Origin of the sequence: Rhizobium sp. SYY.PMSO, from assembly GCF_046840415.1 — a bacterium.
In the GTDB taxonomy this organism is placed as follows: domain Bacteria; phylum Pseudomonadota; class Alphaproteobacteria; order Rhizobiales; family Rhizobiaceae; genus Rhizobium.
This window is the reverse complement of record NZ_CP177350.1, coordinates 456798-482903: the sequence shown is the minus strand read 5'-3', so window position 1 is coordinate 482903 and position 26106 is coordinate 456798. Positions and strand designations below refer to the sequence as shown.

The 26106-nt window shown below is 60.7% G+C and carries 27 protein-coding genes and 1 pseudogene; 9 read left to right on the top strand and 19 right to left on the bottom strand.

Annotated features, from left to right (window positions below; translation table 11 throughout):
• The first annotated feature begins 107 nt into the window (after positions 1–107).
• Positions 108–770, top strand: coding sequence for a response regulator transcription factor (locus ACJJVH_RS20660; protein ID WP_112799141.1), 663 nt, complete (start codon positions 108–110; stop codon positions 768–770).
• On the top strand, positions 767–2092 hold the full coding sequence (locus ACJJVH_RS20655; protein ID WP_412065995.1) for an ATP-binding protein: 1326 nt from the start codon (positions 767–769) through the stop codon (positions 2090–2092). Before ACJJVH_RS20660 ends, ACJJVH_RS20655 begins: the two co-directional genes overlap by 4 nt.
• A gap of 60 nt (positions 2093–2152) precedes the next feature.
• Here ACJJVH_RS20655 and ACJJVH_RS20650 read toward each other — a convergent pair whose 3' ends face one another.
• The 3 genes from ACJJVH_RS20650 to ACJJVH_RS20640 form a co-directional block, all read right to left on the bottom strand.
• Positions 2153–3037 carry an MBL fold metallo-hydrolase gene (locus ACJJVH_RS20650; RefSeq protein ID WP_412065994.1) on the bottom strand — a complete coding sequence of 295 codons (885 nt, stop codon included), beginning with the start codon at positions 3035–3037 and terminating at the stop codon, positions 2153–2155.
• Between the two features lie 251 nt (positions 3038–3288).
• The gene (locus tag ACJJVH_RS20645) at positions 3289–3720 is read right to left on the bottom strand and encodes an ArsR/SmtB family transcription factor (protein WP_412065993.1); all 432 of its coding nucleotides are present in this window, start codon (positions 3718–3720) and stop codon (positions 3289–3291) included.
• The gene (locus ACJJVH_RS20640; RefSeq protein ID WP_412065992.1) at positions 3717–4364 is read right to left on the bottom strand and encodes a peroxiredoxin; all 648 of its coding nucleotides are present in this window, start codon (positions 4362–4364) and stop codon (positions 3717–3719) included. The genes ACJJVH_RS20645 and ACJJVH_RS20640 overlap by 4 nt, the downstream gene beginning before the upstream one ends.
• 122 nt (positions 4365–4486) lie before the next feature.
• On the opposite strand from ACJJVH_RS20640, the gene ACJJVH_RS20635 reads away from it, so the two are divergent.
• From ACJJVH_RS20635 to ACJJVH_RS20615, 5 genes are read left to right on the top strand one after another with little or no spacing between them, the layout of a single operon-like run.
• Positions 4487–5425 carry an MBL fold metallo-hydrolase gene (locus ACJJVH_RS20635; RefSeq protein WP_113372240.1) on the top strand — a complete coding sequence of 313 codons (939 nt, stop codon included), beginning with the start codon at positions 4487–4489 and terminating at the stop codon, positions 5423–5425.
• Positions 5426–5442: 17 nt separating this feature from the next.
• A complete protein-coding gene (locus tag ACJJVH_RS20630) occupies positions 5443–5874 on the top strand; it encodes a YeeE/YedE thiosulfate transporter family protein (RefSeq protein ID WP_113422542.1) in 432 nt (143 codons plus the stop codon).
• Positions 5871–6311: a DUF6691 family protein gene (locus ACJJVH_RS20625; protein ID WP_412065991.1), complete on the top strand. Its 441-nt coding sequence runs from the start codon at positions 5871–5873 to the stop codon at positions 6309–6311. The genes ACJJVH_RS20630 and ACJJVH_RS20625 overlap by 4 nt, the downstream gene beginning before the upstream one ends.
• Before the next feature lie 14 nt (positions 6312–6325).
• Positions 6326–8002, top strand: a complete 1677-nt coding sequence (locus ACJJVH_RS20620) for a TIGR01244 family sulfur transferase (protein ID WP_412065990.1) — start codon at positions 6326–6328, stop codon at positions 8000–8002.
• Positions 8003–8022: 20 nt separating this feature from the next.
• Entirely contained in the window at positions 8023–8814 is a 792-nt protein-coding gene (locus tag ACJJVH_RS20615) for a sulfite exporter TauE/SafE family protein (RefSeq protein WP_412066247.1), read from the top strand.
• 121 nt (positions 8815–8935) lie between these two features.
• Here the strand turns inward: ACJJVH_RS20615 and ACJJVH_RS20610 are convergent, their stop codons facing one another.
• From ACJJVH_RS20610 to ACJJVH_RS20545, 14 genes are all read right to left on the bottom strand, one after another.
• On the bottom strand, positions 8936–9805 hold the full coding sequence (locus ACJJVH_RS20610; protein WP_412065989.1) for a F0F1 ATP synthase subunit gamma: 870 nt from the start codon (positions 9803–9805) through the stop codon (positions 8936–8938).
• On the bottom strand, positions 9802–11349 hold the full coding sequence (locus ACJJVH_RS20605) for a F0F1 ATP synthase subunit alpha (RefSeq protein ID WP_412065988.1): 1548 nt from the start codon (positions 11347–11349) through the stop codon (positions 9802–9804). Before ACJJVH_RS20605 ends, ACJJVH_RS20610 begins: the two co-directional genes overlap by 4 nt.
• Positions 11336–12076, bottom strand: a complete 741-nt coding sequence (locus tag ACJJVH_RS20600) for a F0F1 ATP synthase subunit delta (RefSeq protein ID WP_412065987.1) — start codon at positions 12074–12076, stop codon at positions 11336–11338. The genes ACJJVH_RS20605 and ACJJVH_RS20600 overlap by 14 nt, the downstream gene beginning before the upstream one ends.
• A 13-nt stretch (positions 12077–12089) precedes the next feature.
• The gene (locus ACJJVH_RS20595; protein ID WP_112799117.1) at positions 12090–12335 is read right to left on the bottom strand and encodes a F0F1 ATP synthase subunit C; all 246 of its coding nucleotides are present in this window, start codon (positions 12333–12335) and stop codon (positions 12090–12092) included.
• Positions 12332–13033, bottom strand: a complete 702-nt coding sequence (locus tag ACJJVH_RS20590) for a F0F1 ATP synthase subunit A (RefSeq protein ID WP_113372246.1) — start codon at positions 13031–13033, stop codon at positions 12332–12334. The genes ACJJVH_RS20595 and ACJJVH_RS20590 overlap by 4 nt, the downstream gene beginning before the upstream one ends.
• Positions 13030–13326, bottom strand: a complete 297-nt coding sequence (locus tag ACJJVH_RS20585) for an ATP synthase subunit I (RefSeq protein ID WP_162751714.1) — start codon at positions 13324–13326, stop codon at positions 13030–13032. The genes ACJJVH_RS20590 and ACJJVH_RS20585 overlap by 4 nt, the downstream gene beginning before the upstream one ends.
• The gene (locus ACJJVH_RS20580) at positions 13323–13613 is read right to left on the bottom strand and encodes an AtpZ/AtpI family protein (RefSeq protein WP_112799111.1); all 291 of its coding nucleotides are present in this window, start codon (positions 13611–13613) and stop codon (positions 13323–13325) included. Before ACJJVH_RS20580 ends, ACJJVH_RS20585 begins: the two co-directional genes overlap by 4 nt.
• Positions 13610–14059 (bottom strand): F0F1 ATP synthase subunit epsilon, encoded by a 450-nt coding sequence (locus ACJJVH_RS20575; RefSeq protein ID WP_412065986.1) that lies wholly within the window; start codon positions 14057–14059, stop codon positions 13610–13612. Before ACJJVH_RS20575 ends, ACJJVH_RS20580 begins: the two co-directional genes overlap by 4 nt.
• The gene (gene atpD, locus ACJJVH_RS20570; protein ID WP_113434232.1) at positions 14056–15492 is read right to left on the bottom strand and encodes a F0F1 ATP synthase subunit beta; all 1437 of its coding nucleotides are present in this window, start codon (positions 15490–15492) and stop codon (positions 14056–14058) included. Before atpD ends, ACJJVH_RS20575 begins: the two co-directional genes overlap by 4 nt.
• Positions 15493–15880: 388 nt before the next feature.
• Positions 15881–16987 (bottom strand): sn-glycerol-3-phosphate ABC transporter ATP-binding protein UgpC, encoded by a 1107-nt coding sequence (locus ACJJVH_RS20565; RefSeq protein WP_112799107.1) that lies wholly within the window; start codon positions 16985–16987, stop codon positions 15881–15883.
• Between the two features lie 9 nt (positions 16988–16996).
• Positions 16997–18940 carry a glycoside hydrolase family 127 protein gene (locus ACJJVH_RS20560; RefSeq protein ID WP_412065985.1) on the bottom strand — a complete coding sequence of 648 codons (1944 nt, stop codon included), beginning with the start codon at positions 18938–18940 and terminating at the stop codon, positions 16997–16999.
• A gap of 28 nt (positions 18941–18968) precedes the next feature.
• Positions 18969–19838 (bottom strand): carbohydrate ABC transporter permease, encoded by an 870-nt coding sequence (locus tag ACJJVH_RS20555; RefSeq protein ID WP_412065984.1) that lies wholly within the window; start codon positions 19836–19838, stop codon positions 18969–18971.
• Positions 19838–20761, bottom strand: a complete 924-nt coding sequence (locus ACJJVH_RS20550; protein ID WP_113357161.1) for a carbohydrate ABC transporter permease — start codon at positions 20759–20761, stop codon at positions 19838–19840. Before ACJJVH_RS20550 ends, ACJJVH_RS20555 begins: the two co-directional genes overlap by 1 nt.
• Before the next feature lie 98 nt (positions 20762–20859).
• Entirely contained in the window at positions 20860–22107 is a 1248-nt protein-coding gene (locus ACJJVH_RS20545) for an ABC transporter substrate-binding protein (RefSeq protein WP_113357162.1), read from the bottom strand.
• A gap of 194 nt (positions 22108–22301) precedes the next feature.
• Between ACJJVH_RS20545 and ACJJVH_RS20540 the strand changes: the two genes are divergently transcribed.
• The gene (locus ACJJVH_RS20540) at positions 22302–23297 is read left to right on the top strand and encodes a LacI family DNA-binding transcriptional regulator (protein WP_412066246.1); all 996 of its coding nucleotides are present in this window, start codon (positions 22302–22304) and stop codon (positions 23295–23297) included.
• A gap of 156 nt (positions 23298–23453) precedes the next feature.
• Here the strand turns inward: ACJJVH_RS20540 and ACJJVH_RS20535 are convergent.
• Both ACJJVH_RS20535 and ACJJVH_RS20530 read right to left on the bottom strand, forming a co-directional pair.
• Positions 23454–23671, bottom strand: a pseudogene (locus ACJJVH_RS20535) (IS481 family transposase); the annotation flags it as partial.
• A 580-nt stretch (positions 23672–24251) separates the two neighbouring features.
• Positions 24252–25160, bottom strand: a complete 909-nt coding sequence (locus ACJJVH_RS20530; RefSeq protein WP_412065983.1) for a LysR family transcriptional regulator — start codon at positions 25158–25160, stop codon at positions 24252–24254.
• A gap of 279 nt (positions 25161–25439) precedes the next feature.
• Between ACJJVH_RS20530 and ACJJVH_RS20525 the strand changes: the two genes are divergently transcribed.
• Positions 25440–26099, top strand: a complete 660-nt coding sequence (locus tag ACJJVH_RS20525) for an ABC transporter permease (RefSeq protein WP_412065982.1) — start codon at positions 25440–25442, stop codon at positions 26097–26099.
• Positions 26100–26106: the final 7 nt, after the last annotated feature.

Sequence of the window (26106 nt, the reverse complement as noted above, 5' to 3'; positions counted from 1 at the left end):
GAGACTCCGGATTCAACTGACGAAATGGGAATCTCGACGCGTACCTTAAGGCAAACTTAAGGTACGCGTCGGACTGAACGCCTAATGAAATTAACGGACAGCACGAAATGCGCATTCTGATCGTGGAAGACGATCCTGTTCTCCTGGACGGGCTGATTGCCGGCCTTCGCCTGTGTGGGTGGGCGGTGGATGACGTGTCGACCTGCGGCGACGCCGAGGCCGCGCTTGCCTCTGCTGACTTCGACGCCATGGTGCTCGACGTCATGCTCCCGGACGGCTCAGGTATCGAGCTGCTGGAAAGGCTCCGGCGAAGAGGGAACCAGACGCCCGTCGTTCTCCTGACGGCACTCGACCAAACCCATGATAAAATCCGGGGACTGGATTCCGGCGCGGACGACTATCTTGGCAAACCGTTTGACCTCGATGAATTGACGGCGCGCTTGCGCGCACTCGCCAGACGCAGCAATGGAAATGCAAGCGCCGTGTATCAGGCAGCGGGCCTGACGGCCGACCCGAAGACGGCAACGGTGAGCTGCGATGGCCGCACCATTTCGCTATCGCGCCGTGAGCAGAGTATTTTGATCGCCCTGATGGAAAGACCGGGCACGATCCGGTCCCGAAGCGAACTGGAAGATCGCCTCTATGGATGGCAGGAGGAGATAGAGAGCAATGCCGTCGAGGTTCATGTCCACAATCTGAGGAACAAGCTCGGACGGGACGTCATCGAGACCGTTCGGGGCCTGGGTTATCGATTGAGAGGGAAGTCTTGAAATCGCTGCGCGGCAGACTGTTTACCCTGCTTCTCGGGGCAACCGGCATTATTTGGCTATGCGCCGTGGTATGGATCGGGTTTGGCAGCCGGTCCGAGCTGGAGCATGTCCTCGACACGAGACTGCAAGAAGCCGCCCGCATGGTCCATTCCATGGTCGCAAGCGGCAATGTCAGCGCGTCCTCGACCTTGCCGGCTCTCGAGGACGGCGCCTACGAGCGGCAGCTCTCTTGTCAGATCTGGTCGCTCGACGGTCAGCTCGTGGCGCGGTCGAGCGGCGCTCCGGATCAAAGCCTGGCAGAGGATCGGGAAGGTTACGCGGACCGGACCGTGGGCGGCGAGGTCTGGCGGGTTTACACGATTGTCGATCATGTAAAGGGCGTGAGGGTCGCAGTCGGCGACCGCATCGGCCTGCGCGACCGGCTGGTACGCGATATTATCGCGGGCCTGATCGGACCCGCCTTGCTGATCGCTCCCATCCTCGGCGCGCTGATTTGGCTGGCGCTTGCCCATGGGCTTTCCCCCTTGAAGGCGGTTACCGACGAGATCGCGATGCGGGATGGGGAGGATATGCGCCCGATCTCTCCCCGCGACGCGCCGGAAGAAATCCTTCCGCTAACGACCGCCTTGAACGACCTGTTTGCGAAGGTCGAGGCGGCTCGACGCCACGAGCGGGAGATTACGGCATTCGCGGCCCATGAGTTACGCACGCCCCTGGCTGGCCTGAAGACTCAAGCACAAGTCGCGCTGGCGACCCCGGATGGCCCCGGCCGCGAGCGTGCGCTACGCCATATCATCACATCCGTCGACCGCACGAGCCGGATCGCCCGCCAGCTCCTCACCTTGGCGGCACTGGAGGCAGCGGCGCCGGCGCCGGTGGATACCAGGTTCAAGGTGGGGGAAGTGCTCCGCGAGATCGTCGGATCGACTGTCAAGCCCGATCCGGTCTCCGTCGACATCGACGATGCGATCGACCATCTGAACATGAGAGGCGATCCGGAAAGCTTAAGGCTTGTCCTGCGCAACCTCCATGAAAACGCAATTGAACACATGCCGGGCGGCGGGCGGATCACCTGGAATGCCCTGCCTCAAGGTCATGGTATCGCAATCGAGGACCAGGGTTCCGGTATCGATGAGGATGAGTTGCCACGGATGACGGAACGTTTCTTCCGGGGTCGCAACCGCAGCGTTTCCGGCACCGGGCTTGGCCTTACCATTGCAGCCATGGCTGCCGAGCGATTGGGTGCCGTCATCAGCTTCCGGAATCGAGCCGATACGTCGGGTCTCATCGCTGAAGTTCATTGGAGCGAGGAAACCCGTTGATGCGCCCCGTTGCAGGAGGGCGGGACGATGCCTCTTCCCGAACTGCGTCAGAGGGTATCGCTAAGCGCTTTCCTGCCGAGACTCGAAATACCCGACAGGGATTTTGAGATAAGACCGCCCGTTGCCTTCCGGCTCCGGCAACCGCCCGCCACGGATATTGACCTGCAAGGCAGCGAGCATCAGCTTCGGCAAGGGCAATGTCGCATCCCTTGCGTCGCGTACCCTCACAAAATGTTCTTCCGTCGGCAGGCCCTTGAAGTGCTTGTTGGATGCGAGGTGTTCCCGGACGGTCGCCTCGCATGACGGAGCACGGCCTTCGGGCGCATAGTCATGGCCGACGAACAATCGGGTGTCGAACGGCAACTCGAGAATGCGCCGAACGCTTCTATAGAGTTCGCGCGAGTTTCCACCGGGAAAATCGGCGCGGCTCGATCCGCTGTCCGGCATCATCAATGTGTCGTGCACGAAAGCGGCGTTCCCCACCACATAGGTGATCGATGCCATTGTGTGGCCCGGCGAGAAAAAAACCGTGACGGGCATGTGGCCGACGTTAAAGCGCTCACCATCCTTAAACAATCGGTCCCACTGTGAGCCATCGGTACGAAACTCATCACCGAGATTGTAGATATCTTTCCAGAGCGCCTGGACTTTAACGACATGCTCGCCGATTGCAGTTGGCGCGCCAAGCTTCCCTTTCAGATAGGAAGCGGCCGAGAAATGATCGGCGTGAGGGTGAGTGTCGAGAATCCAGACGATCTCTATCCCGGCCTCTGTGATATAGTCCAGAATCTCATTGGCCCGGATTGTGTCGACGGCTCCGGCCAACGGGTCGTAGCCGAGCACCGGATCAACGATTGCACCTTTCATCGTTTCCGGGTCGTGGAAAACATACTGCCAGCTCCCGGTCGGCTTATCCCAGAACGACTTGATGATTGGGTTGGGCATTGCATGCTCCTACTTCGCATTCCGCGTGGCAATTGGCCCGAAAGCTGTGAGAAGGCTTCGGGCGCCTGTGCTGCCTCCATCGGCGAGCGGCCGGCTCCGATACAGACGGAAGTCCATGGTTTCGACGATTTCCTTACGGCCCTGGCCGCCCTTTCTGCGTGAAGCGCGGCCATTCTTGTTTTCGACCGGAACTCGTCGGTCATGTGCCATTTCCCGACCTCGCATTTTCAAAACTGGCGTGCCCTGGCACGTCACACCGCCTTTTCGAGCCGTGCCCAATACGCCATTTCGCCTGGAAACACGGCGCCTGACTTTCGGTTTGCTGGCGCCGATAACGGCTTTGCAGGCGGGATGTCGGTTTCGACCGCCGGCGCCGCGCCACAAAACATTTGCATCAGCATCGTCATGACGACCGCCACCCGGTCATCGGCGATCGAATAGTAGACTTGCCGGGATTCCCTTCGGGTCTGCACCACGCCTGCCTGCCGCAACTCGGCCAGTTGCTGGGACAGCGCCGGCTGCTTGAAATCGAGATCGTCCTGAATTTCGCCGACCGAGCGCTCTTTCCGGGCGATATGGCAGAGCAGCATCAGACGGCTCGGCGTGCTGAAGAGACGCATGAACTCGGCGGCTTCGACAGCCTTTTCCTGCATTATCTCGGGGGAAAGCGAAGGATCGATCATGCGCGGCGCTCCCGGTAATACCAGGACTGCCCGTCGGCCGCCTGCGCTGCGTCCTCCATGGACACGGCCGCCGGCTCCACCAGCGCGTCACCGGGATGCCAACCTTCCGGGGTCAAGGCGCATTCCCGCTGCGATGTCTGCAATGCTTCAACGAGGCGCAGCAATTCTTCCACGGACCGGCCGACATTCATCGGATACCAGACGATGGCCCGTATGAAGCCGTCCGGATCGATGACGTAGGTGGCGCGGACGGTGCCGCTGTTTTCTGAGGACGCGTCCAGCATTCCGTAGGCCCTGGCGATCACCATCGACGAATCCTCGATCAGCGGAAACGTCACCTTGACGCCGAAACTCCGCTCGATGTCGCGCAGCCAGGCGACATGCGAATAGAGGCTATCGACCGAGAGGCCGAGCAGATCGCAGTTCAACCTGCCGAATTTCTCCTGTGCCCTGGAGAGCGCGATAAACTCGCTTGTGCAGACCGAGGTGAAATCCGCCGGATGCGAAAAGAACAGCAGCCAGCGGCCGTGGTAACTCGACAGCGAAACCTCGCCCGCCGTGGAGCGTGCGGTAAAGCCTGGCGCCTTGTCATTCAGGCGAAGGGCGACCGGCGCCTCCGTTCCCCTTAAACTCGTCGTATCCATATCCGATCCTCACTTCCTTGGCCTCGAAAGCCTATAGCGAAGGGTCAATTGCGTGGCTACAAAATACATACTTGCACTGTTAATGTAAATATGCATCCTATGTCTGCCGACAGGAGGCAAACATGACTGCAACCGAGCTTGACGTTCATCTCTCCCATGCAGCGGAAGTTATTCGGGACGCTCTCGCAAATTCTGCGCTTCGGCCGGCGATCAGGTCATTTTTCGACCCTTCGACCTTTACGATCAGCCATGTCGTACGCGATCCGGGCTCAAATGCCTGTGCAATCATCGACAGCGTTCTCGACTATGATCCAGCCTCCGGGCGGACGATGACTGCGTCCGCTCAGGCGCTCATTGATTACATAAAATCAGAAACTATTGAAGTGCAGTGGCTGCTGGAAACGCATGCGCATGCGGATCATCTCTCCGCAGCGCCCGTTCTCCAGGCCGCGATCGGCGGACAGCTGGCGATTGGTCGGGATATCATCCGCGTTCAGGAAGTCTTCGGCAAGATCTTCAATGCCGGCACGGAGTTTCAGCGGGACGGCAGCCAGTTCGACCGGCTTTTTCAAGACGGCGACCGCTTCAAGATCGGCAATCTCGATGCGACGGTCCTGCATGTGCCGGGCCATACGCCTGCCTGCCTAGCCTATGTCGTCGGCGACGCCATCTTCCCTGGCGACACGATGTTCATGCCGGATTATGGAACGGCCCGTTGCGACTTTCCCGGCGGTGACGCCCGCACGCTCTATCGCTCCATCAAGAGACTGACGCAGCTCCCGGACGACGCGCGCATGTTCATGTGCCATGACTACAAGGCGCCGGGCCGTGACGACTACGCCTGGGAAACGACCGTTGGCGCCGAGCGAACCGGCAACATCCATGTCCATGACGGGGTGAGCGAAGACGAATTCGTCAAGATGCGCACGGAACGTGACGCGACGCTGGCGATGCCGAAACTCATTCTGCCCTCCGTTCAGGTCAACATGCGCGCGGGCAAGTTGCCGCCTGCCGAAGACAATGGCGTGCAATATCTCAAAATCCCCGTGAACGCCCTATAGGTGCCGAGTTCGTCATCATGTCCACGTTCCATTTCCTCTGGCCGCTCACAGGCGGTCTTCTGATCGGTCTTTCCGCAGCGCTCTATCTGCTGCTTGACGGCCGCATTGCGGGAATATCCGGCCTGACGGCGTCTGCCCTTGGATGGACGGGTGCCGGCATCAGCGCGCTGGGCATCGGATTCCTCGGCGGGCTTCTTGCCGGGGCGGCATTCGCGTTCGCCTATCTCCGTCATACCAACCTGACGGTCACCTCATCGCCCGCACTCCTCGTCGTCGGGGGCCTCCTCGTTGGTTACGGGACGAGGCTTGGCTCCGGCTGCACCAGCGGACACGGAGTCTGCGGCCTCGGGCGCCTTTCGCCACGCTCGATCGTAGCCACTTTTACATTCATGATCGTGGCGGCAATCACCGTCTACGTCTCGCGGCATGTGATCGGAAGCTGGTCATGATCCAGCGTGTCGTGGTCGCCATCTTGTGCGGCATTCTGTTCGGCATCGGCCTCGTCATCTCAGACATGGTGAACCCGGCCCGTGTCCTGGCCTTCCTCGATGTCACGGGATCATGGGATCCGTCGCTTGCCTTCGTCATGGGCGGCGCGCTGATCCCGTCATCGATCGCCTATGCAATCAAGCGGCATCGCGGCAGGCCGGTTTTCGAGATGCGGTTCCATGTCCCGACCAACCGGACGATCGATGGCGCGCTAGTGTCGGGCGCGCTTCTCTTCGGGTTCGGCTGGGGCCTGGTCGGCCTGTGCCCCGGCCCCGCCCTTGCATCGCTCGCAACGGGCCGCTGGGAGGCGGTTCTGTTCGTCGCGGCCATGATTGTCGGCATGTTCGCTTATCGCACCACCTCGTCCCGGCATTCTCAGCCGCTTCGGATTCACTGAAGGAGGAAAGACCGATGGATATCCGCAAGATCAATGACAGCATCAGCGTCTCGCCGCAGATCAGGCTGGACGATACGCACGAGCTTGCAAGGCTTGGCTTTAGGTCGATCATCTCCAGTCGACCCGATGGCGAGGAAGACGGTCAGCCCAATGCCGAAAGCATATGCATGGCAGCGGCAGGCGCCGGCCTGGAATTCCGGCACATTCCGGTCATCGCATCGAGCATCACGGAGCGCGACGTAACCTTGTTTGCCGATGCCATGAAGGATCTGCCCAGGCCGATCCTGGCCTTCTGTCGCTCCGGTACGCGGGCCGCAATGCTTTGGGCGCTATCTGAGGCCGCCGATAAGGACGCGGATACAGCTCTCGCTGCGACCAGGTCCGCTGGATACGACCTCGAACGGCTTCGTCCGCGTCTTCGGTCTCCGGAAGCGTTGAATGCCGGGAAAGCCTCTGTGGCTTGCGACGTCCTGATTGTCGGCGCGGGCGCCGCCGGCATCGCGACGGCAGCCAGCCTGTTGAAGCGTCGCAAATGCATGAACATCATTTTGGTGGACCCTGCGGAACGCCATGCATATCAGCCTGGCTGGACGATGGTCGGCGGCGGCATCTTCAAGCCGGAGGATACAATCCGTCCGATGGCTGACGTGATCCCGAGCGGCGTCCGATGGGAAAAAGCGGCCGTTGCCGAGTTCGATCCGGACCATGATCGCGTCGTTCTTGCGGATGGCCGGCGCATCGACTACCGCATGATGGTTGCAGCCCCCGGCATTGAATTGAACTGGTCGGCGATAGAGGGGCTGGAGGAAACCCTCGGCCGGAACGGCGTAACATCGAACTATCGCTACGATACGGCGCCCTACACCTGGTCGCTCGTTCAGAACCTGAAGGGCGGACGCGCGCTGTTCACCCAGCCGCCGATGCCGATCAAATGCGCCGGGGCTCCGCAAAAGGCCATGTATCTGTCCGGCGATCACTGGTTCCGCCAAGGCCGCATCACCGACATCGCCATCGAGTTTCACAATGCGGGTCCGGTGCTGTTCGGGGTCAAGGAATATGTGCCAGCGCTGATGGAATACGTGAAGAAGTACCGCGCCGATCTGAACTTCGGATCAAGGCTCGTCGCTGTCGACGGAGCGAAAAAGGAGGCGCGCTTTGCCAGGACGGCGACCGACGGCACGCTGACCGAGGAAACGCTGGGCTTCGACATGATCCACGTCTGCCCGCCGCAGATCGCACCCGGCTTTGTCCGCAACAGTCCGCTTGCCAGCCAGGCGGGCTGGATCGAGGTCGACGAGACGAGCCTCCAGCATAAGCGCTACCCGAACGTCTTCTCGCTCGGAGACGCCGCCGGCACGTCAAACGCCAAGACGGCGGCCGCTGCCCGCAAGCAGGCTCCGATCGTCGCCGAAAACGTGATCGCCGTTCTCGATGGGCGGCCTATGCCGGCCGTCTATGATGGCTACGGATCGTGCCCGCTGACTGTCGAACGCGGGAAGATCGTGCTTGCGGAATTCGGCTATGGCGGCAAGCTGCTTCCGACCTTCCCGACCTGGGTGATCGATGGCACCAGGCCATCGAGCCTCGCCTGGTATCTGAAATCGGAAGCGCTCCCGCCGATCTACTGGCACGGAATGCTCAAGGGCCGCGAATGGCTCGTCTCGCCGAACCTCAGGAAGGAAGCCGCCTGAAGGCGGCCGAGACGAACGCCATGGTCCTTGATCCCCTTCAATATGGGCTCGGCGGTCTTTCCGGCGCGCTTGTCGGCTTCACGCTCGGCCTGTTCGGCGGCGGCGGTTCGATCCTCGCGGTTCCCCTGATGGTCTATGTCGTCGGCGTGCCCAGCGCTCATCTGGCGATCGGCACCAGCGCGTTTGCGGTCGCCGCCAACGCATTTGCCAATCTTATCGGCCACGCGCGGCTCGGAAACGTCAAGTGGCGTTGCGCCGGCGTCTACAGCGTTGCCGGCGTCATCGGCGCCTTCGTCGGATCGAGCATCGGCAAGATGGTGGATGGGCAGAAACTGCTCATTCTATTTGCACTGCTGATGCTTGTTGTCGGCGTGCTGATGTTCCGCAAGCGCGGCACCGAGGGCAATCCGGGCGCCCAGTGCTCGCGCGAGAATGTCCACAAAGTGGCGGCGTTCGGCGGTTTGACGGGCATCTTCTCGGGTTTCTTCGGCATCGGCGGCGGCTTCCTGATCGTTCCGGGCCTGATCGCCGCGACGAACATGCCAATCCTTTACGCCATTGGCTCGTCCCTGGTGGCCGTTACGGCCTTCGGCCTGACGACGGCACTCAATTACGCGTTTTCCGGCTATGTCGACTGGCTGCTTGCGGCGATCTTCATTGGCGGCGGGGTCGCGGGTGGTGTCGTAGGTGCTTATCTGGCGCGGCATCTTTCCGCACGCAAGGGCCTGCTCAACAGCCTCTTTGCCACCTTAATTTTCGTCGTCGCCGCCTATATGCTCTACCGAAGCCTCGGCCCGGCGCCGCATGCCTGACCCGATAGCACCGCAATGCCTGCGATGAAGCTTTCAAGGCGCATATTCCAGCGCGGATTTTAGACGAAGGAGTTTTCCGGGAGGAGCATCCCGGAGCGGTTCAGCTTTTCCCGGGATCGCTTTAATTTCTATCGGAATTGCTTTGGGCCTCCTTGGTTCCGCCAGCCAATTCGACGATCTCATTGGTAATCTCCTCCTGCCGCAGTTGCCGCGACAAGGCCGTAAGGTTGTCCAGCGTCTTGGCAACATTCGTCCTGGCTGCGATCATCGCGCGAGTGCGCGCCTCGTTTTCGGCCGCAAAAGACAGCGTTACCGCCTCGAGGATCTCGGCGAAGATATACTCTTCGGCAAGCTTTTCCGCCAATTGTCCGGCCGGCTGGCTAATCAGCGGCGGCTCGCTCATATGCATGAGCGGAAAGCGCTGATAATCAAAGGGAACGAGACGTTTGCGCGTGATATCGAGATCGGCCGCCGTTTCCGGCGCGGCATAAACGAGGGTAACTTCCGAAATGCTTCGGTCGCCCAGGCGCTCGTAAAGAGCGTCGATGATCCGCCCGGCAAGATCGGCCGCCTGATCGACGTGAGTGATCATCGGCGCGGACCACTCGACCGTAAGCCCTCTTTCGGCGGCAATCATCGCGCCCCTGTCGCCCGCCAGCAGAAAACGCCCGGCCCTGCCCGGCGGCACGACAGCCGCGGCAGCATCCAGAATCTTCTCATTGAAGGCCCCGACAAATCCCTGTTCGGCGCACAGAACGACGATCGCATGATCTCCCCTGCCCGCCCCCACGATCGTCGGCCTTTCCGGCAGCAGCGCCAGTGCCTGTCCGATTGCGCCGGCAATCGCATCCGCATAGGCGCGAATCCCGGCAAGGTGATTCCGCGCCTCGCGCGAGCGCGCGGCTGCGATGCCCCGCATGGCAGTCACCACCGCCGAAAGCTGGCGTACGGAACCGATCCGCGCTTCGACGTCGCTCAGCCGCTCGGTCATGGGTCGGGTCCCTGCCCGTCAGCCTCGTCTGCGGGCGAGATATCCCCTGCCAGCCGGCGCACGGCAGCGGCCAGGGCGGCATGATCCTCGTCACCGAGCTTTTCGCCCTTGGCGATGAGATCGGCGGCACTCGTCTGGTTGGCGTCAAGGAAGGCGGGCAGCCGCTCCCGCAACGTCACGAGGCTGGCCGAAGAAAGTCCATCGAGCGCCCCGTCCGCAAGCGCGGCCAGCAGCGCTACCTGATCCAGCATTCTAAGAGTGGTGAAACGCGGCTGCGAAAGGAGTCCACGGATATGCTCGCCCCGCACCATCTGCGTCTTGATGCGCTTATCGGAGATACCCCCGAAGCGGGTGAACATCTCCAGTTCGAGGAATTGCGCGTAATCGAGGCGGATGCGCCCCGATGCCTGCCGCAGCGCGGGATGCTGCGCCTTGCCGCCGACGCGGCTGACACTGAGGCCAACATCCACGGCGGGACGCTGGTTGGCGGCGAAGAGCCGCGAATTCAGCACGATCTGGCCGTCCGTGATCGAGATCAGATTCGTCGGGATATAGGCCGACAGGTTTCCGGCGTCCGTTTCGGCGATCGGCAACGCGGTCAACGATCCTCCGCCGAGCTTTTCCGAAAGTCTGGCGGCGCGTTCCAGCAGGCGGGCGTGCAGATAGAAGATGTCGCCCGGATAGGCTTCGCGGCCTGGCGGCTCGTGGGTCAGAAGCGCCAGTTCGCGATGGGTCGCCGCGTGCTTGGTCAGATCGTCGATGACGATCAGCACATGGCCGCCGCGGTCGCGGAAATATTCCGCCATGGTAAAACCGGCAAAAGGCGCGATCCATTGCAGCCCGGGTGCGGCGGAGGCGGAGGCGACGACGAAGATGCAGCGCTCCGGCGCGCCGTGCGTGCGCACCGCCTCGATGACACGCTCGACCGCGGTCGCCCGCTGGCCGATGGCGACATAGACGCAGATCACGTTGGAATTCTTCTGGTTGACGATGGCATCGAGCGCGACGGACGTCTTGCCGGTGGCGCGGTCGCCGATGATGAGCTCGCGCTGTCCCCTTCCAAGCGCGAAAAGCGCGTCGACGACGAGAATGCCGGTCTCGACCGGGCGGGAAACGAGATCGCGCTCGATGATGGCGGGCGCCGGGCGTTCAACCGGATGATGATCTTCAGCATCGATCGCTTCCCCCTCGTCGAGAGGCCGGCCAAGCGGATCGACGACACGGCCGAGCAGACCGGGGCCCACCGGCACGCGCACCACCTGCCCCGTACCGGTGACGGGAGAGCCGGCTTCGATGGCGGCGCCGTCATCGAGCAGCACCGCATCGATCGTCGCAGCGTCAAGGGCGAGCGCAAACCCCGTACGGCCACCCGCGAAGATCAGAAGCTCGTTGAGACGCACGTCCGGCAAGCCGGAAATGCGAGCGATGCCGTCCGCCACATGCTCGACGCGCCCGATCGCCTCGGCCTGTGGCGCGAGCCTGACGCGGTCGACCGCCGCGCGGCTTGCGGCAAACCAGTCTGCGACTGCGCTATCGCTGGTCATGTCGGTTCAACTCCTCGGCTATGCGATCGAGATCGGCACGAAAGCTGTTGCGCACAAGGGCGTGGTGCGTGTCGACCTCCAGCCCGGCGATGAGGTCGGGATCGGCGGTGACGGTGACTTTGACCGGGTGTCCGAGCGCGGCTGAAAGCCGGCTGCAGCAGGCATCCTCCTCTTCCGCGGTGAGCCCCCTCGGCGCCCGAAGCGCAACCGCCTCGCTGGCACCGATGGCCGATCTCGTATCCTCCGGCAGCGCGGCGACGGCCTGCGCCAGTCCATCGATGAAACCGGCGACGCGCGCGCTGTCCGGCAGGCGGGTGAAGAGCCGGCGGGCGATATCGAGCGCGAGTGCTCTGGCCTGGTCGCCATAGGCCGCCTGCGCATCCAGCCTTTCCCGCGCGATCTCGGCTTGCGCCGCGCTTCGCAGCTTGTCGGCATCCTGACGGGCTTCGGCAAGGGCGGCAGCCTTCGCGGCGGCGGCCTCCCGCAGGCCTTGCTTGAGCCTTCTCTCCCGCTCTGCCAGAAGGCCTGCGGTTTCGGCGGCGGCCTTTTCCCGCTCCGCTTCCGCACCGGCCTTCGCCGCGCCCGCCTCGTCCATCAGCTTCTTCGCCGCCGCCTGCCGGGCCGCGATGATGCCGGCGACCGGCTGCAGCAGGAAACGCTTCAAGAGCCAGAGCAGAACGAGGACGTTGACCGTCTGCAGGGCGAGGGTCCACCAGTCGATGTGCATGTCAGCCGGATCCCTAGCCGATGAAGGGATTGGCGAAGAGGACAAGCAGCGCGATGACGAGGCAGTAGATTGCCATCGTCTCGATCATGGCCAGACCAACGAAGAGCGTGCGCGAAAGCGTGCCTGCCGCCTCCGGCTGGCGGGCAATGGCATCCATGGCCGCCGCCACCGCGCGCCCTTCCGCCAGTGCCGGCCCGATAGCACCGAAAGAAACGGCCACGGCCGCGGCGATGATACTGACGATGCCGATGAGATTCATGGGCTTTGCTTCTCCCTGGAGGACGATGTGGATGGTTGCGGCCGCTCGCCGACGGCCGCGCCTATGAAAACAGTGGAAAGAACGGCGAAGATATAAGCCTGCACGGCGCCGGTCAGCATGTCGAGCGCCATCAGCGGGATGGGCACCAGCAGGCCGGCCAGCGAAAGCACGATGCCGACGATGAAGACCCCGCTCATGATATTGCCGAAAAGGCGCACGATCAGCGAGAAGGTGCGGGTCAATTGCTCCACGACGTTCAGCGGTATCATCACCCAGCTCGGCTCCGCGAAGGTCCTGAGATAACCGAAGAACCCGCGCGATCTCAGGCCGTAACCGATCGTCGCGGCCAGCACGATGAAGGCAAGCGCCGCATCCGTTTCCAGATGCGCGGTCGGCGGCTCGACACCCGGCGCCAGCGACGACCAGTTGGCGATCAGCACATAGATGAAGATGGTGCCGATCAGGGCGCGGTAGGGCTGCGGATCGACCTGCATCGTGTCGCGGATCTGCCCGTCGATCGTCTCCACCAATATTTCGAGAAAGCTCTGTGTCTTTGACGGCACGAGCGAGAGACGACGCGTGGCAAGGAAGGAAAGCAGCGTAAGCACGATCATAATCGCCCAGGTGGCGAGCACCGGCTCGGTGACCGGCACGGGACCGAGATGGAAGAGCGGTTCGAGCGAGAGCGGAGAGTTCATGACATCCCCTTCACCCGCCGCAGGATCAGGCTGCGGGCGACCAGGATGCCGATCGCGGCGCTAAGCAGCGCCAGAGCGCCAAGCTGAGCGACCCCGTACAGAGCGCCGGCGAGAACGGCAAAGCGCAGGAGCTGGACGACAAGCGCACGCAGCACGCTGCCATTTGCGAGGTAGCCGACATTCCACCAGAGGGCGCCGAAATGGAAAAGGCCGAGCAGGCCACCGACGGCAAGGCCCGACAATGCTTGAAATCCGACCGCGGCGGGCGACAGGGCAAGAAGGTTTTCGGTCATGAGCGATGCATCCATTTCCAGGCCGACCAGAATCCGAACGCCGCGCCGAGCATGATGCACGGTGCGGAAAAGAAGATGCCCGTCGAGAAGCTGCGGTCGAGCCAGCGTCCCAGAAGCGTGGCCAGAAGCGTCGGCACCACGATCGTCCAGCCGAGAATGCCGATCTGGCCGAGTCTGGCGCCGAGCGAGGGTTCCGGATTGCTCCTGCCCTCCTTTTCCCGCTCCGCGGCGCGGCGAGCGGCCTCGGCAAGATGGTCGCGCTCCCGCGGATCGGGCGGCGACGTCACGACAGGCCCTCCCCTGGCTGGATCAGCGCGTCCGCGCCGCTGCCGTCGCGGAGCAGGCGCATGAGCTGGCGCACGGCATTGGCGTGCAGCCGCGTCTGCGCCACCCGCGCTGCCCGGTCGGCATCGATGCCCGCCGCCCGCATTGCCTGCACCTGCGCCTCGAGCGTGGACAGGTCGTCGCCAAGCGTGCCCTGGCGGCAGGCGACGAGAACGCGGTTTCCACCGGTGACGGTGAAGATCCCGCCGCCCTGCGCGCAATAATGCGCTTCCCCGGCACCGTCGCGCCAGCGCACCACCGAGGCGGGCAGAACGGTAAGGAAATCCGCATGGCCCGGTAGGATGCCGAAACCACCGCTTGCGTCTTCCGCACGCACGGATATGGCATCCGGCAGTTCGACGAGCACCGATGAAGGTGTGCTGATCATCAGATGCAGGCCCGCCGTCATGCCGCAACTCCCGTTCCGTCGGCCTTGTGCGCCGCCTCTTCCTTTTGCCGCGCCTCCTCCAGCGATCCGACCATATAGAGCGAGCTTTCCTGCCATCCGTCGCATTCGCCCGCAAGGATCGCCCGGCAGCCGGCGATGGTATCCTCGATCTTCACCGACTTGCCAGCAACCCCGGTGAAAGCTTCCGTGACGGCGAAAGGCTGCGTGAGGAAGCGCTGCAAGCGCCGGGCACGCTCCACGATGCGGCGGTCTTCGCTGCTCAGTTCCTCCACCCCCAGCAGCGAAATGACATCCTGAAGCTCGCGATAGTGTTCAATCGTGCGGCGCACCTCCATGGCGGTTTCGGCATGGACAGCGCCAACCACGAGCGGATCGAGCAGGATCGACGAGGACGCGATGGGATCGACCGCCGGATACATGCCTTCCGCCGCCATCTCGCGCGAGAGAACCACCATGCTGTCGACATGGGCGGCGATGGTCGTCACCGCCGGATCGGTGAAATCGTCGGCGGGAACATAGACCGCCTCGATGGCGGTGATCGCCGCATCGCCGACCGAGGCGATGCGCTCCTGAAGCGCTGCCACCTCGCTTGCGAGCGTCGGCTGATATCCCACCCGCGAGGGGAGGCGCCCGAGAAGACCGGAAACCTCCGCTCCGGCCTGCACGAAGCGGAAGACGTTGTCCATCAGCAGAAGCACATTCTGGTGCCGTTCGTCACGGAAATATTCGGCGATCGTCAGCGCCGTCATCGGCACGCGCCAGCGGGCGCCGGGCGGCTCGTTCATCTGCCCGTAGACGAGGGCCGTGCGCGCCAGCACGCCTGAATTGGTCATATCCAGCAGCATTTCATGCCCCTCGCGCGACCGTTCGCCGACGCCGGCGAAGACGGAGATGCCCTGATAGCTCTCCACCATCGCATGGATCAGTTCCATGACCAGCACTGTCTTGCCGACGCCGGCGCCGCCGAACATCGCTGCCTTGCCGCCCTGAGCCAGCGGCGTCAGCAGATCGATGACCTTGACGCCCGTCGCGAAGATGGCCGACGTGCCCCTCTGGCTGGAAAGCGGCGGCGCGCTTCTGTGGATCGGCCGGCGGGGCACGTCCGCTTGAAATTCTTCGCGCCCGTCGCCGACGGCGCCTGTGACATCCACCAGCCTCCCGAGGACGGCCTCGCCCACCGGCACTGCGATCGGACCGCCGACCGGCTGCACCACATCGCCACGCTTCAGCCCGTTCGTCGCCTGCAATGCGATCGTCCGCACCGTCTTCGGATCCAGATGCGCCTGCACCTCCGCAAGCACGCGCATGCCGCCGATGTCCTCGATGATCAGCGCATCCTCGATCGCCGGCAACGCGCCCGCTTCGAAGGCGACATCGACGACCGCACCGCGAATGGCGACAACCCTGCCCGCCAAGATCGTGGAAGTGTTCATCCGGCTTCCTCGCCCGTTGTCCCATACGCACATGCGTCTGCACGCCCGGGATTAATCGATCAGCGTGCGTGTCTCATCACCAAGCACGGTCATCCCTGCTTAGATCTCGGCGGCATTCGGAGATTTGATTTTCATCAAGCTTTGGCGGAAAGGCAAAGAAAAAAGCGTCTTCCCTTCGCCGGTTCCATTTTAACCGGCGCCAGGGAGCATGCTTGCGGGGCGGCCAGCAGGCCGGACTTTGATCGAGTGAGTGCCTGGAATTGGCACCCCGGCGAAATCACTACAATCCCATAGATCGCCGGACATGGTCTCGCACTTGTCAAGTGTCAGACGCCCGGTTCCTTCCGGGGGCGGAGAAAGAACGCCCGGGGCGTTAAGATGCATCCGATTATGGCTTTGGAAGCGACAAAGCCACACCCGTTGCCACGTCGAACAAATGCATCTGGTTCATATTGAACGACAGCGGCATAGCCGTCAGCGGCTTGGGATTGCTCTCGGGATCGATACAAGCACACAGGTTCGCCTCGCCAATGGAAAAATAGACCATGGTTTCGGGACCAAGCGGTTCCACCAGATCGATCTTTGCGACGACATCTGCAAAGCCGGGGCGCTGCTGACGATCGCGGATCGATTCCGGCCGTATGCCGAATACCACCGATTTTCCCGCATGGCGCCTATACTCGTTCACCCGCGCCTCGGGAACTGGAAGTTCAGTACCGTCCTCCAGAACGACGGCAAGTCGCTCGCTGCCCGAACTCAATCGCGCCGGCAGGAAATTCATCGACGGCGAGCCGATAAAACCGGCAACAAACTGGCTGACGGGGCGATGATATAGTTCCTGTGGTGGGCCAGCCTGTTCGATCACGCCGCCGTTCATCACGACCACGCGATCGGCCATCGTCATGGCCTCCACCTGATCATGCGTGACGTAGACGGTCGTCGTCGGCAAGAGCTGATGCAGCCGCTTGATCTCCGTGCGCATCTGAACGCGCAGTTTCGCATCGAGGTTGGAAAGCGGCTCGTCGAAGAGAAAGACCTTGGGATTGCGCACGATGGCGCGTCCCATGGCGACGCGTTGGCGCTGCCCGCCCGACAACTGCCCCGGCCGCCGGTCGAGGAGCTCACCAATATGCAGCGTTTCGGCCGCGTGCGCGATGCGGGCATCAATCTCGGCTTTGGCAAGCTTTTGCTGTTCGAGGCAGAAGGAAATATTTTCCCTGACCGTCATGTGCGGATAGAGCGCATAGTTCTGGAACACCATCGCAATATCGCGCTTGCCGGGACCAAGCCGGTTTACGACCTGATCGCCAATGACGATCTCGCCGGCGGTAATATGCTCCAGACCCGCGATCATGCGCAGGGTCGTCGATTTGCCGCAGCCGGACGGACCGACGAAGACAACGAACTCGTTATCCGCAATTTCCAGATTGATACCACGTACCGCTTCATAGATGCCGTAGGATTTGACGACGTTCTTCAGCTCCAATCGTGCCATGACCTGCTCCTATGCTTCCTGCAGCCAGATCGCCATCGCCCCGGCGTCGCGATTGGCCCATAGATGATAGGGGATCGCCTTGAACGGCCTCGCCTTCAGGACCGGTGGCGACGTCCGGTAAAGAGCATTCGCCCAATCCGCGGTATCGGCTTCGAGCGCGGTTCCCTCCAGGACGGTCGCGCCGCCGAGCAACTGCGCATCGTAGCGGGCGGCCAGTTCCGCGGATGCGGGCAGGCGGAGCTGCTGCGGTTCGCTGCCGATGTCGGTTTCCTCGACGCAGTAGACGACCGGTCCGCGCTTCAGGGCAACACGTCCGCCGTCCTCCGAGACCGCCGGATGGGCGTAAAGGCGATCGATCGGCATCGACAAGGCGATATGCACCTCGTCGCCATCGCTCCAAATCCGATCAAGCGCCGCATAGCCCTTGACGGTGCAAGTGGCCAGATCCACCGCTTCGCCGTTGACCGAAATCGAAGCATCTTGGCACCAAGCCGGTATTCTCAAACGCATGATGAAACGGCTCGGCTGATCGATTGAGACGTGCAGCCTGATGTCGCCATCCCAAGGATAGCTTGTATCCTGACGCAACCGAAGCAAGCGGTCGCCGAGCGCAAGCTCCGCCACGTTCGCGCCATAGAGATGCACGGCAAGTTCGCCTGGCTTCGTCGAATAGAAATATTGCCCCAGTGATGTGATGAGGCGAGCGATATTTGTCGGGCAGCACGGGCAATAATGCCACTTCCAGCGACGATGCTGGCCGTGGCTTTCGAGCACGTTCTCATAAAAATAATGTTCGCCGTCGCGTGCGATACCTGAAAGGGCGCCGTTGAACAGAACCGTTTCGAGCTTGTCGGTGAACTTGCCATCAAGATCGATCTGAGCCATGCGATGGCTCCAGAACCCGAGTGCTACCGCGGCACAGGTTTCGGCATAGGCGGTTTCATTCGGCAGATCGAATTCGCGCGTGAAACCCTCGTTCGAGGCGGACGGCCCGAGACCGCCCGTCACATATAGCTGTCTGCTTGTCAGGTTGTCGAAAAGCCTGTCGCAGGCGGCCTTCAGGCTTGGATCGTCGTTTTCACATGCAAGGTCCGCCATTGCGGAAAAAAGATACATGGCGCGGACGGCATGGCCGACGACCTGCTCCTGCTCCCGCACCGGCATATGCGCCTGACTATAGGCATAGGTCTGGTAGACATAATCCTCGGGACGCTCTCCGCGTTTGACCGCCTCCTCGTCGTAATAGGACGGCATTTGCCCTCTTTCGTCCACGAAATAGGTCGCAAGCGCCAGATGCCGGGGATCGTTTGTGACGCGATAGAGCTTTACGAGCGCCAGTTCGATCTCCTCATGCGCATCATAGCCGCGCAACTTGCCGGGCTCACGTCCGAAGGTATCGATGATATGATCGACCGCACGGATCATCACATCGAGAAACCGGCGCTTGCCCGTTGCTTCGAAATACGCGACAGCTCCTTCCAGAAGATGTCCCATCGAATACATTTCATGCAGGTCGCGCAGGTTCGTCCAGCGCTTCTCGGGTTCGCGGCGAATGAACCAGCTATTCAGATAGCCGTCCGCCATCTGGCCATGCTCGAGCTTTTCGACAATGGCGTCGATCTGCGACTCGATTTCCGGATTGGGATGCGCTTTCAGGGTGTAGCTCGCAGCCTCGATCCACTTTCCAAAATCGGAATCGAAGAAATGTTGCATCGACAATCCGCTCGGCTGGATGGGGCGGGCAAGCGGCCCGGCCGGCTTGTCGAAGTCGAGAACTTCCAGGAAACCCTCTTCGTCGAGCCGCTTATGCTGGGTGGGAATGGTGACGTCGCGCACCGTTTGCGTCCAGCTTTTCCAAAAGCCATCATCGAAACGAACGCGGGAATGATCGACCGGGACATAGCGTTGCACTTCCGGTGCCCGCTCGGATTGATTGGAAGCTGGTGAGGACATGAGAACTCCTTGAGCGGCAAAGCCGTCGTCATTTCACGGCGCCGGCGGTCAGGCCGCGCACGTAGTAGCGTTGCAAAAGAAGAAAGAGGACGATGCAGGGCACCATAGTCACGGCAATGCCGGCTTGCAGCGCGCCCCAGTCGATGATGCCGTAAATGCCGGAGGAGACATTAACCAGCATGATCGGCAAGGTGAACTTGTTCTGGTCGGAGAGAAAGATCAGGGCGGCCAGGAATTCGTTCCAGGAGTTCAGGAAAGCGAACATGGCGACGGTTGCCACCCCGGGAAGCGCAATCGGCAACATGATACGGCGCAGAATGGTCGCCTGCGACGCGCCATCGATGCGGGCCGCTTCAATCAGCGCCTTGGGCACGGCATCGAAGGCATTGCGCATCATGAATACCGAGAACGGAAGCTGGAACGTGACATAGATCAGCACCAGCCCGAAGAGGCTGTTCTGCAGCCGAACCGCCTTGAGAATGAGAAAGAGCGGCGTCAGAATGGATTGAAACGGGATCATCATCGTCGCCATTATGAGCACGAACAGCAGCCCCTGCCCCGGAAAGCGAAACTTGGAGAAACCATAGCCCGCCGGAACGGATACCAGGACGGTCAGCAGTACGGTGCCTGCTGCGATTATGACGGAATTGCCGGCATAGACATACCAGCCCGCCCCGACATGTTCGAGACGATGATAATTCTCCAGTGAAAAAGCCTTCGAAAACAAGGCAGCCGGATTGGCAAGCGCCTCTGCTGCCGGTTTGAACGAATTGGCGAAAGACCAGACGATCGGCATGGCGAAGAACAGCGCGAAAAGAAGCGACAGCAGGATAAAGGCGACATAGCTCAGTCGCTCACCCATCGGCTTCGACTGCGGTTTGAAATTCAGACGCTCCATCAGCCTTCCTCCGGGCGCTGTCGCAGAAAGACGAACTGAACGGTGCTGATTGCGACGAGAACGATCAGCAATGCAAGAGAGATCGCCGAACCATAACCGAGGCGATAGGATGAAAAGGATGCGAGATAGATCGAAAATACCGCGGAGATCGTACTATTGGACGGTCCGCCCTGCGTGATGATGAAAAACTGGTCGAAAGCGAGCATCGACGAGGTGACATTGAGAACCAGAGCCAATACCACGGAATTGCGCATCAATGGCAGGGTAATCCTGCGAAAGCGGCTCCAGACATTGGCCCCATCGATCTTTGCCGCTTCGATCACATCGGTCGAGATGCTCTGCAGACCGGTCAGCAGAATGATCATCGTAAAGCCGGACGTCTTCCAGACCACCATCAGAACAATGACGGCAAGTGCCGGCCAGAAACTTTCGAGCGGCCGCGGCGCACTATCGATTAGCCCAACAGCACGCAAGACCTGGGCAAAAACGCCGCTGTCCGGATTGAGCAGCCACATCCACAATGTCGAGGCGGCACCGAAACCGATGACGACGGGCATGAAGTAGACAGTGCGGAAGAAGCCGGCAATTCGTAACGGCCGGTCAACCAGCAGGGCCAGCGGAAAGGCGACAAGGAAAATCGCCGCGGTCACCAGAACGGTATAAAGCAAGGTAAAGCCGAGGGAATGCCACAGCTGGGTATCGCCAATAAGCTCGGCATAATTGGCAAGCCCTATGAATTTAGCCCGGCCGAGAAGCGGCCAGTTATAGAAGCTCATCCATACCGTCATGATGAGCGGCACGAGGAAAAGCAAAACAATGAACAGGAAACCCGGCAGGATGAAAGCAAGGCCGAGCCAACCTCTTGGCTCAGGCTCGCCATGCGTGTCTGCCGGATTCCTGCCGCGACGCAGCGATGAGCTCACGGCACCGCTCCTTTTTCTTGATCGATCGGCAGGGAATGGCGGCGAAGCGCCATAGGACGACGCTTCGCCATTTGTCGGCCCAGAGACTTAGTTGAGACTTAGTTCGGGTTGGTACGCTCGAGGATACGGGTAAAATCCGCCTGGGTCTTGGCGATCGTGCCGTCGACATCCTCGCCGAAAATAGTTCCCTGGATCAGGTTCAGGAAGGGGCCGGTACGGCTCACGAAAAGCTCGTCCGACGAGAAAGTATAGGGAGTGCGGGCCTTGGTCAGCACGTCATAGGCGACGAGGTTGCGCTTGTCGAACTTGGCGTAGGCCTCTTTTGCGAGATCGGTCCGCGACGGCATGCCGGATTCCTGGGTGATGTAGACCTGCTGTTCGGGCTGCATGTAGAAATTGACGAAGTCGAGCGCGACTTTTTTCTTCTCGTCGCTGATGCCTTTCATCAGCGCCATCGTATCACCACCGGCAAAGCTCGATTCACCGCCCTTTGGCCCCGGGATGGGCGCGACATTGAACTTGACGTCCGGATACTTGCTCGTCAGCAAATTGACGATGTAGGAGCCGGTCATAAGAATGCCGACCTTACCGGAGGCAAACGCCTCGACGGCATTGTTGCCGTTGCCGGATCTCGAAGTCGGATGGATGGCGCCGGCTTTCGCCATGTCGCGGTAGGCGGCGATCGTCTCTCTTAAAGCCGGCGTATCAATCGTTGCCGTGCGGCCGTCTTCACTGAGGACATCGGCTCCAGCCGCCCAGAGATGCGGCAGAAAGTCGTAAATCAGCCAGCTGCCTGAATTCGCGACGAAGTAGAAGCCGTAGGTGTCGTTGCCGAGAGCGGTGATCTTCTTGGCATCCGCTGCGATCTCCTCGAGCGAGGCAGGCGCCTTGTTCGCATCGAGGCCGGCCTTGGAGAACAGATCGGTGTTGTAGGCGATGATCGAGGCATCCGGCAGGGCCGGCACGCCATAGATTTTACCGCCGTAGGTCGCAAGACGAATATGCGAAGGGCTGAGGGCGGATGCATAGGGCAGTCCCTTGACGAAATCGGTGATGTCCTCAAGGCTATCTGCAGCCGCAAAGGTCGGAAGATAGATCAGATCGAGCACGGCTCCATCCGGCGCGGCACCGCCCGCGATTGCAGCGCCAAGCTTCGGCACCATCTGCTCGGCGGTGATTTGCGTTACGTTGACCTTGTCGGAATGGCTCGCATTGTACTTGTCGGCCAGCCCCTGCAGCACCGCGCCCGAGGAGGTACGGACCCACAGCGTGATATCGGTCGCATTGGCAAATGTCGCACTTGCCATCAAGGCGATTGCAGAAATCGTCAACTTTAACTTGAACATGAAAGTTCCCCTTTTCCTTATCGCCAACGGCCTCCAGATGGCGTGATCAAGACGTTAGTCGACATTTTTCGATGTCGACAGTCTGTATGCATGTTTTTGGAGGGAATCTGATAAAACCTTTTAACATCACGATTATTTCTGATAAAAGGTTTTATCTACAGATTTCAAAAGATGTGATTTGGGTCGGGAAAGACATGCGTCGACAGACTATTCGGGATCTCGCAAAAGCGGCGGGCGTCAGTATTTCGACGGCGTCGAACGCACTCAACGGAACCGGCCGCACAAATGCGGAAACGATAGAACGCGTTAAACGTGTAGCGGAAGAAATCGGCTTCAGGCCGAATGCGCTCGCGCGCGGCCTGTTGACCAAGCGCAGCCACGCGATCGGCATGCTGACCAACGACACCTACGGCAGGTTGACGCTGCCGATGGCCGCCGGCGTTTCGGAAGTACTTGTCGATCACGGCTTGTCGGTCTTTCTATGTGCCACCAACAACGACCCGCGCCTGGCACGCCTGCATCTGGAGACGCTGCTGGACCGTCAGGTGGACGGCATCATCTTCACCGCGACACGCCTTGATCTGAAGCCGCCGCCGGAGCTTGCAAAGCTCTCGATACCTGTCGTCTACGCCTTCGCCGAAGGACCGGCGGACAGCATCAGCTTCTTTCCCGACGATGCTCAGGGTGCTCGCCTCGCCGTCGAACATCTGCAGGCTTTGGGCCGTTCGCGGATCCTGCACATAACCGGACCGGAGGATTATCTTGCCGTCCGCGTCCGCGCGAAAGCCTATCGTGAGTGCGTCGGCCCCAAGGCCGAAGTCCTTTATGGCGACTGGTCTGAGGAATGGGGCCACGAGGCCATTCAACAGATATTCGCACGCGGCGACGCTAGACCCGACGCCATATTTTGCGGGAACGATGAAATCGCGCGCGGCGTCATCGACGCGCTGCGCGATAAGGAACTTGCCGTCCCCGCAGATATTGCCGTCGTCGGCTTCGATAACTGGGAGGTCATCTCCCGACAAACCAGGCCGCCGCTCACAACGATAGATATGGAATTGAAAGAGATCGGCCACCAGGCAGGCCTTGCCATCCTCAGCCTGACAAAAGGAGAAACCGTCCCGACAGGAATTACCCGCTTGCCATGCCGCTTGGTCGCGCGCCAATCCTGCGGCGGCCTGCCTGACTGAGCCTGTCGTCACCGACCGCCAAGCCTGAGGCCACGTTGAATTTGCAGCTGAATGCGCGGCCCCAACCGATAGCGGATCCGGCGGAAGCGAGGTCGCGCTCGGATAGCCGGCCCCTGACGGTTCATCGTGGAAGATCCGGAACGATACCAGGTGTAGTCCCGGCATGTGATGGTGCGGGTTAATCTTTAAAATTGGCGGGTCCCTTGTCCAGGCCTCGCAGATTACCTGATAGGCTGGTCGCCATCACAGCGCCTTGAGATGTTTGACGAAGTTGTAAGCGGTGACGAAGAACAGGAAATGGGCCTTGAGGCTGTCGAGATGTCATATTGGTAGACCTTGACGGTTGCCTCATTGATGGTGCGGTTCATACGCTCAACCTAGCCATTATCCGGTATATGATCTTTGGTGCCTTTCCGTCCTGCTGTTCTTCTTCTGGGACGGCCTTGTGGTAAGCCCATTCGGGACGTGGGGCACCGGGAGCACGAAGGTGCAGGCAGGTCGTCTTAGACCATGGGCTGCGAGCCTGAGGTCGCTACATGGCCGCCCCTCGCGACTTTTCCGGATGCGCTGCGGCTCGGATCAGTAGATGTCGTGTTGCTCACCAACTCCCGTCTTTCGAGCCAGGAGTGAATAGGCATACGCATTATCCGGCTGGATATCTATACCGCCTTCGCCAAAGCGGTGACAGGTCGCCGATCGATTCGCGCATAATAGGGTGAAGTTGACCAGCAAACTGCTTGGCTTCCCCGACCAAGGTTAAGACCTCGTCTTCAAGCACTGCGCTCCCGGCCTCGTCCGGCACGATCGGTTCCATATACGAAATGTCCATGCCGAATATTATGCCGGTTGTAAATTCATAAATTTCAATGAATTATAATAAACGTCAGATGAGAAATATGCTGGTTTGAATGCCGCTTTTTCCAAGCATGGAAAACGCGGTTGCTTATAGGCAAATCAATCCGACGCCCCAAGCACGGCAATCAATGCATCGAGGGTCTGTCGCATGCCGACGGTGAGTTGGCGCCCTCTTTGCCAGAACACCACGTAGTGATAGATGGCGCCAGGTTCAAACGGCCGGAACTCCAGCCCAAACTCCTTATATTCCCGCGCTATCAAGCTGTTGATGATAGAAATTCCGACGCCGGCCGCGACGAACCCCACATCATGGCCATTTGCATCATACTCAACGGCCAGATCCGGCTCCACGCCGCTATACCGCAGGGCATTGATATTCATCTGATGGGCTGCAAACTGGGGCTCAATGTCCACCAGCGCCTCACCGGCGATGTCTTCCGACTTGATAATGTCTTTATCGGCGAACCGATGCCCGGCCTGAAACAGGCAGACGTTTCTGGCGGTGGCCGCCGGTAGCCATTCGAAAGCGCGCTCGTCGAGCGGCAGACGCGATACTCCGAGATCCGCTCGACCGTTCAGGACGTGCTCTGCAATCTGCTGATAGCTGCCGGACTTGATCTGAAACGACAATGCATTGCTCTCGCGAATTGCACGGATAGCCCGAGGGATGGCGCTTAGGCAGAAAACTCCCGGAACGGCCAGGCTCAGCGAAACCTCCTCTTCGTTGCGCAATGCAGCGATTGATTTCTCAATGCGGTCGACGCTTTGCAGAGCGCCGTTGACGCGCTTCAACAGATCCCAGGCAAGATCGGTGGGCGCCAGCCGATTATTCTCACGCGCAAACAAGGCAAGACCGACCTCCCCCTCAAGCTGCCTGATCTGCTGGCTGATGGCCGGCTGAGTGATTTTCAGGTTCTTCGCCGCGAGTCGTTCCGACCCGGTGCGCAAAACCTCGCGGAAAATCTGCAGCTGCCGCAGCGTCACTCCGGGGGTGGATCTTGCAAGCATCTTTTCGGCCTCACCGTCTTGCGCTTAATCCCAGCCCAGAGTCCGTTTTCCAAAGCGGCGGCGAGCGTCGGCATATAAGCCAAGCTTATCAGAATTAAGAGCACCTTATAGATTGACGCTGCCGATTCAAAGTATAAATCTCGTATGTAAGCGAATATTACTTTCGATTATCAGCATTTAAAATGCTATCACAGGTAGTATCGCGATGGTATTATAGAACAATATATATACGACGACCCTATGTCTGTGTCACGCGGGCCTAAGGCGGAGAGGATCTGCGTGCTCAATTTCACACTTCAATTCTTCGAAGGACTCCAGATCACCGTTGTACTTACCCTCGTGAGCGGCGTTCTCGGATCACTTTTTGGATTGCTTGTCGCCATCGTCAAGCTATCGAAGGCGCGCGTCCCTGCCCTCCTCGGCCAAGCCTACACGACAATCGTCCGTGGCTTGCCCGAGCTGCTTGTCATTCTGGTCGTCTATTTTGGGGGGACGGCAGCCATCACGGCGCTAACGGGCCGTTACGTCGAAATCAACGCTTTTGCCGCAGGCGTCACCGCATTGACGATTGTCTTTGGAGCTTATTGCGCCGAGATTTTCCGCGGTGCGATCATGAGCGTGCCGCAAGGACAGGCGGAAGCTGCGCGCAGCCTGGGCCTGAAACCTTGGCAGATCTGGGCGTTCGTGATCCTGCCGCAGATGCTGCAAGTCGCCCTTCCCGCCTACGGCAATCTCTGGATTTCGCTTGTGAAGGATACCTCTCTCGTCTCGGTCATCGGGCTGACCGACATCATGCGCGTGGCTTTCATCGGTGCCGGGTCGATGAGGGCTCCCCTTCCCTTTTATCTGATGGCCTCGGCTCTTTACCTTGCCCTCACCAGCCTGTCGCTCGCGTCGTTTCGCGTGCTGGAGCGACGTATCCAGATTCCAGGCCACTGAGGAAGCT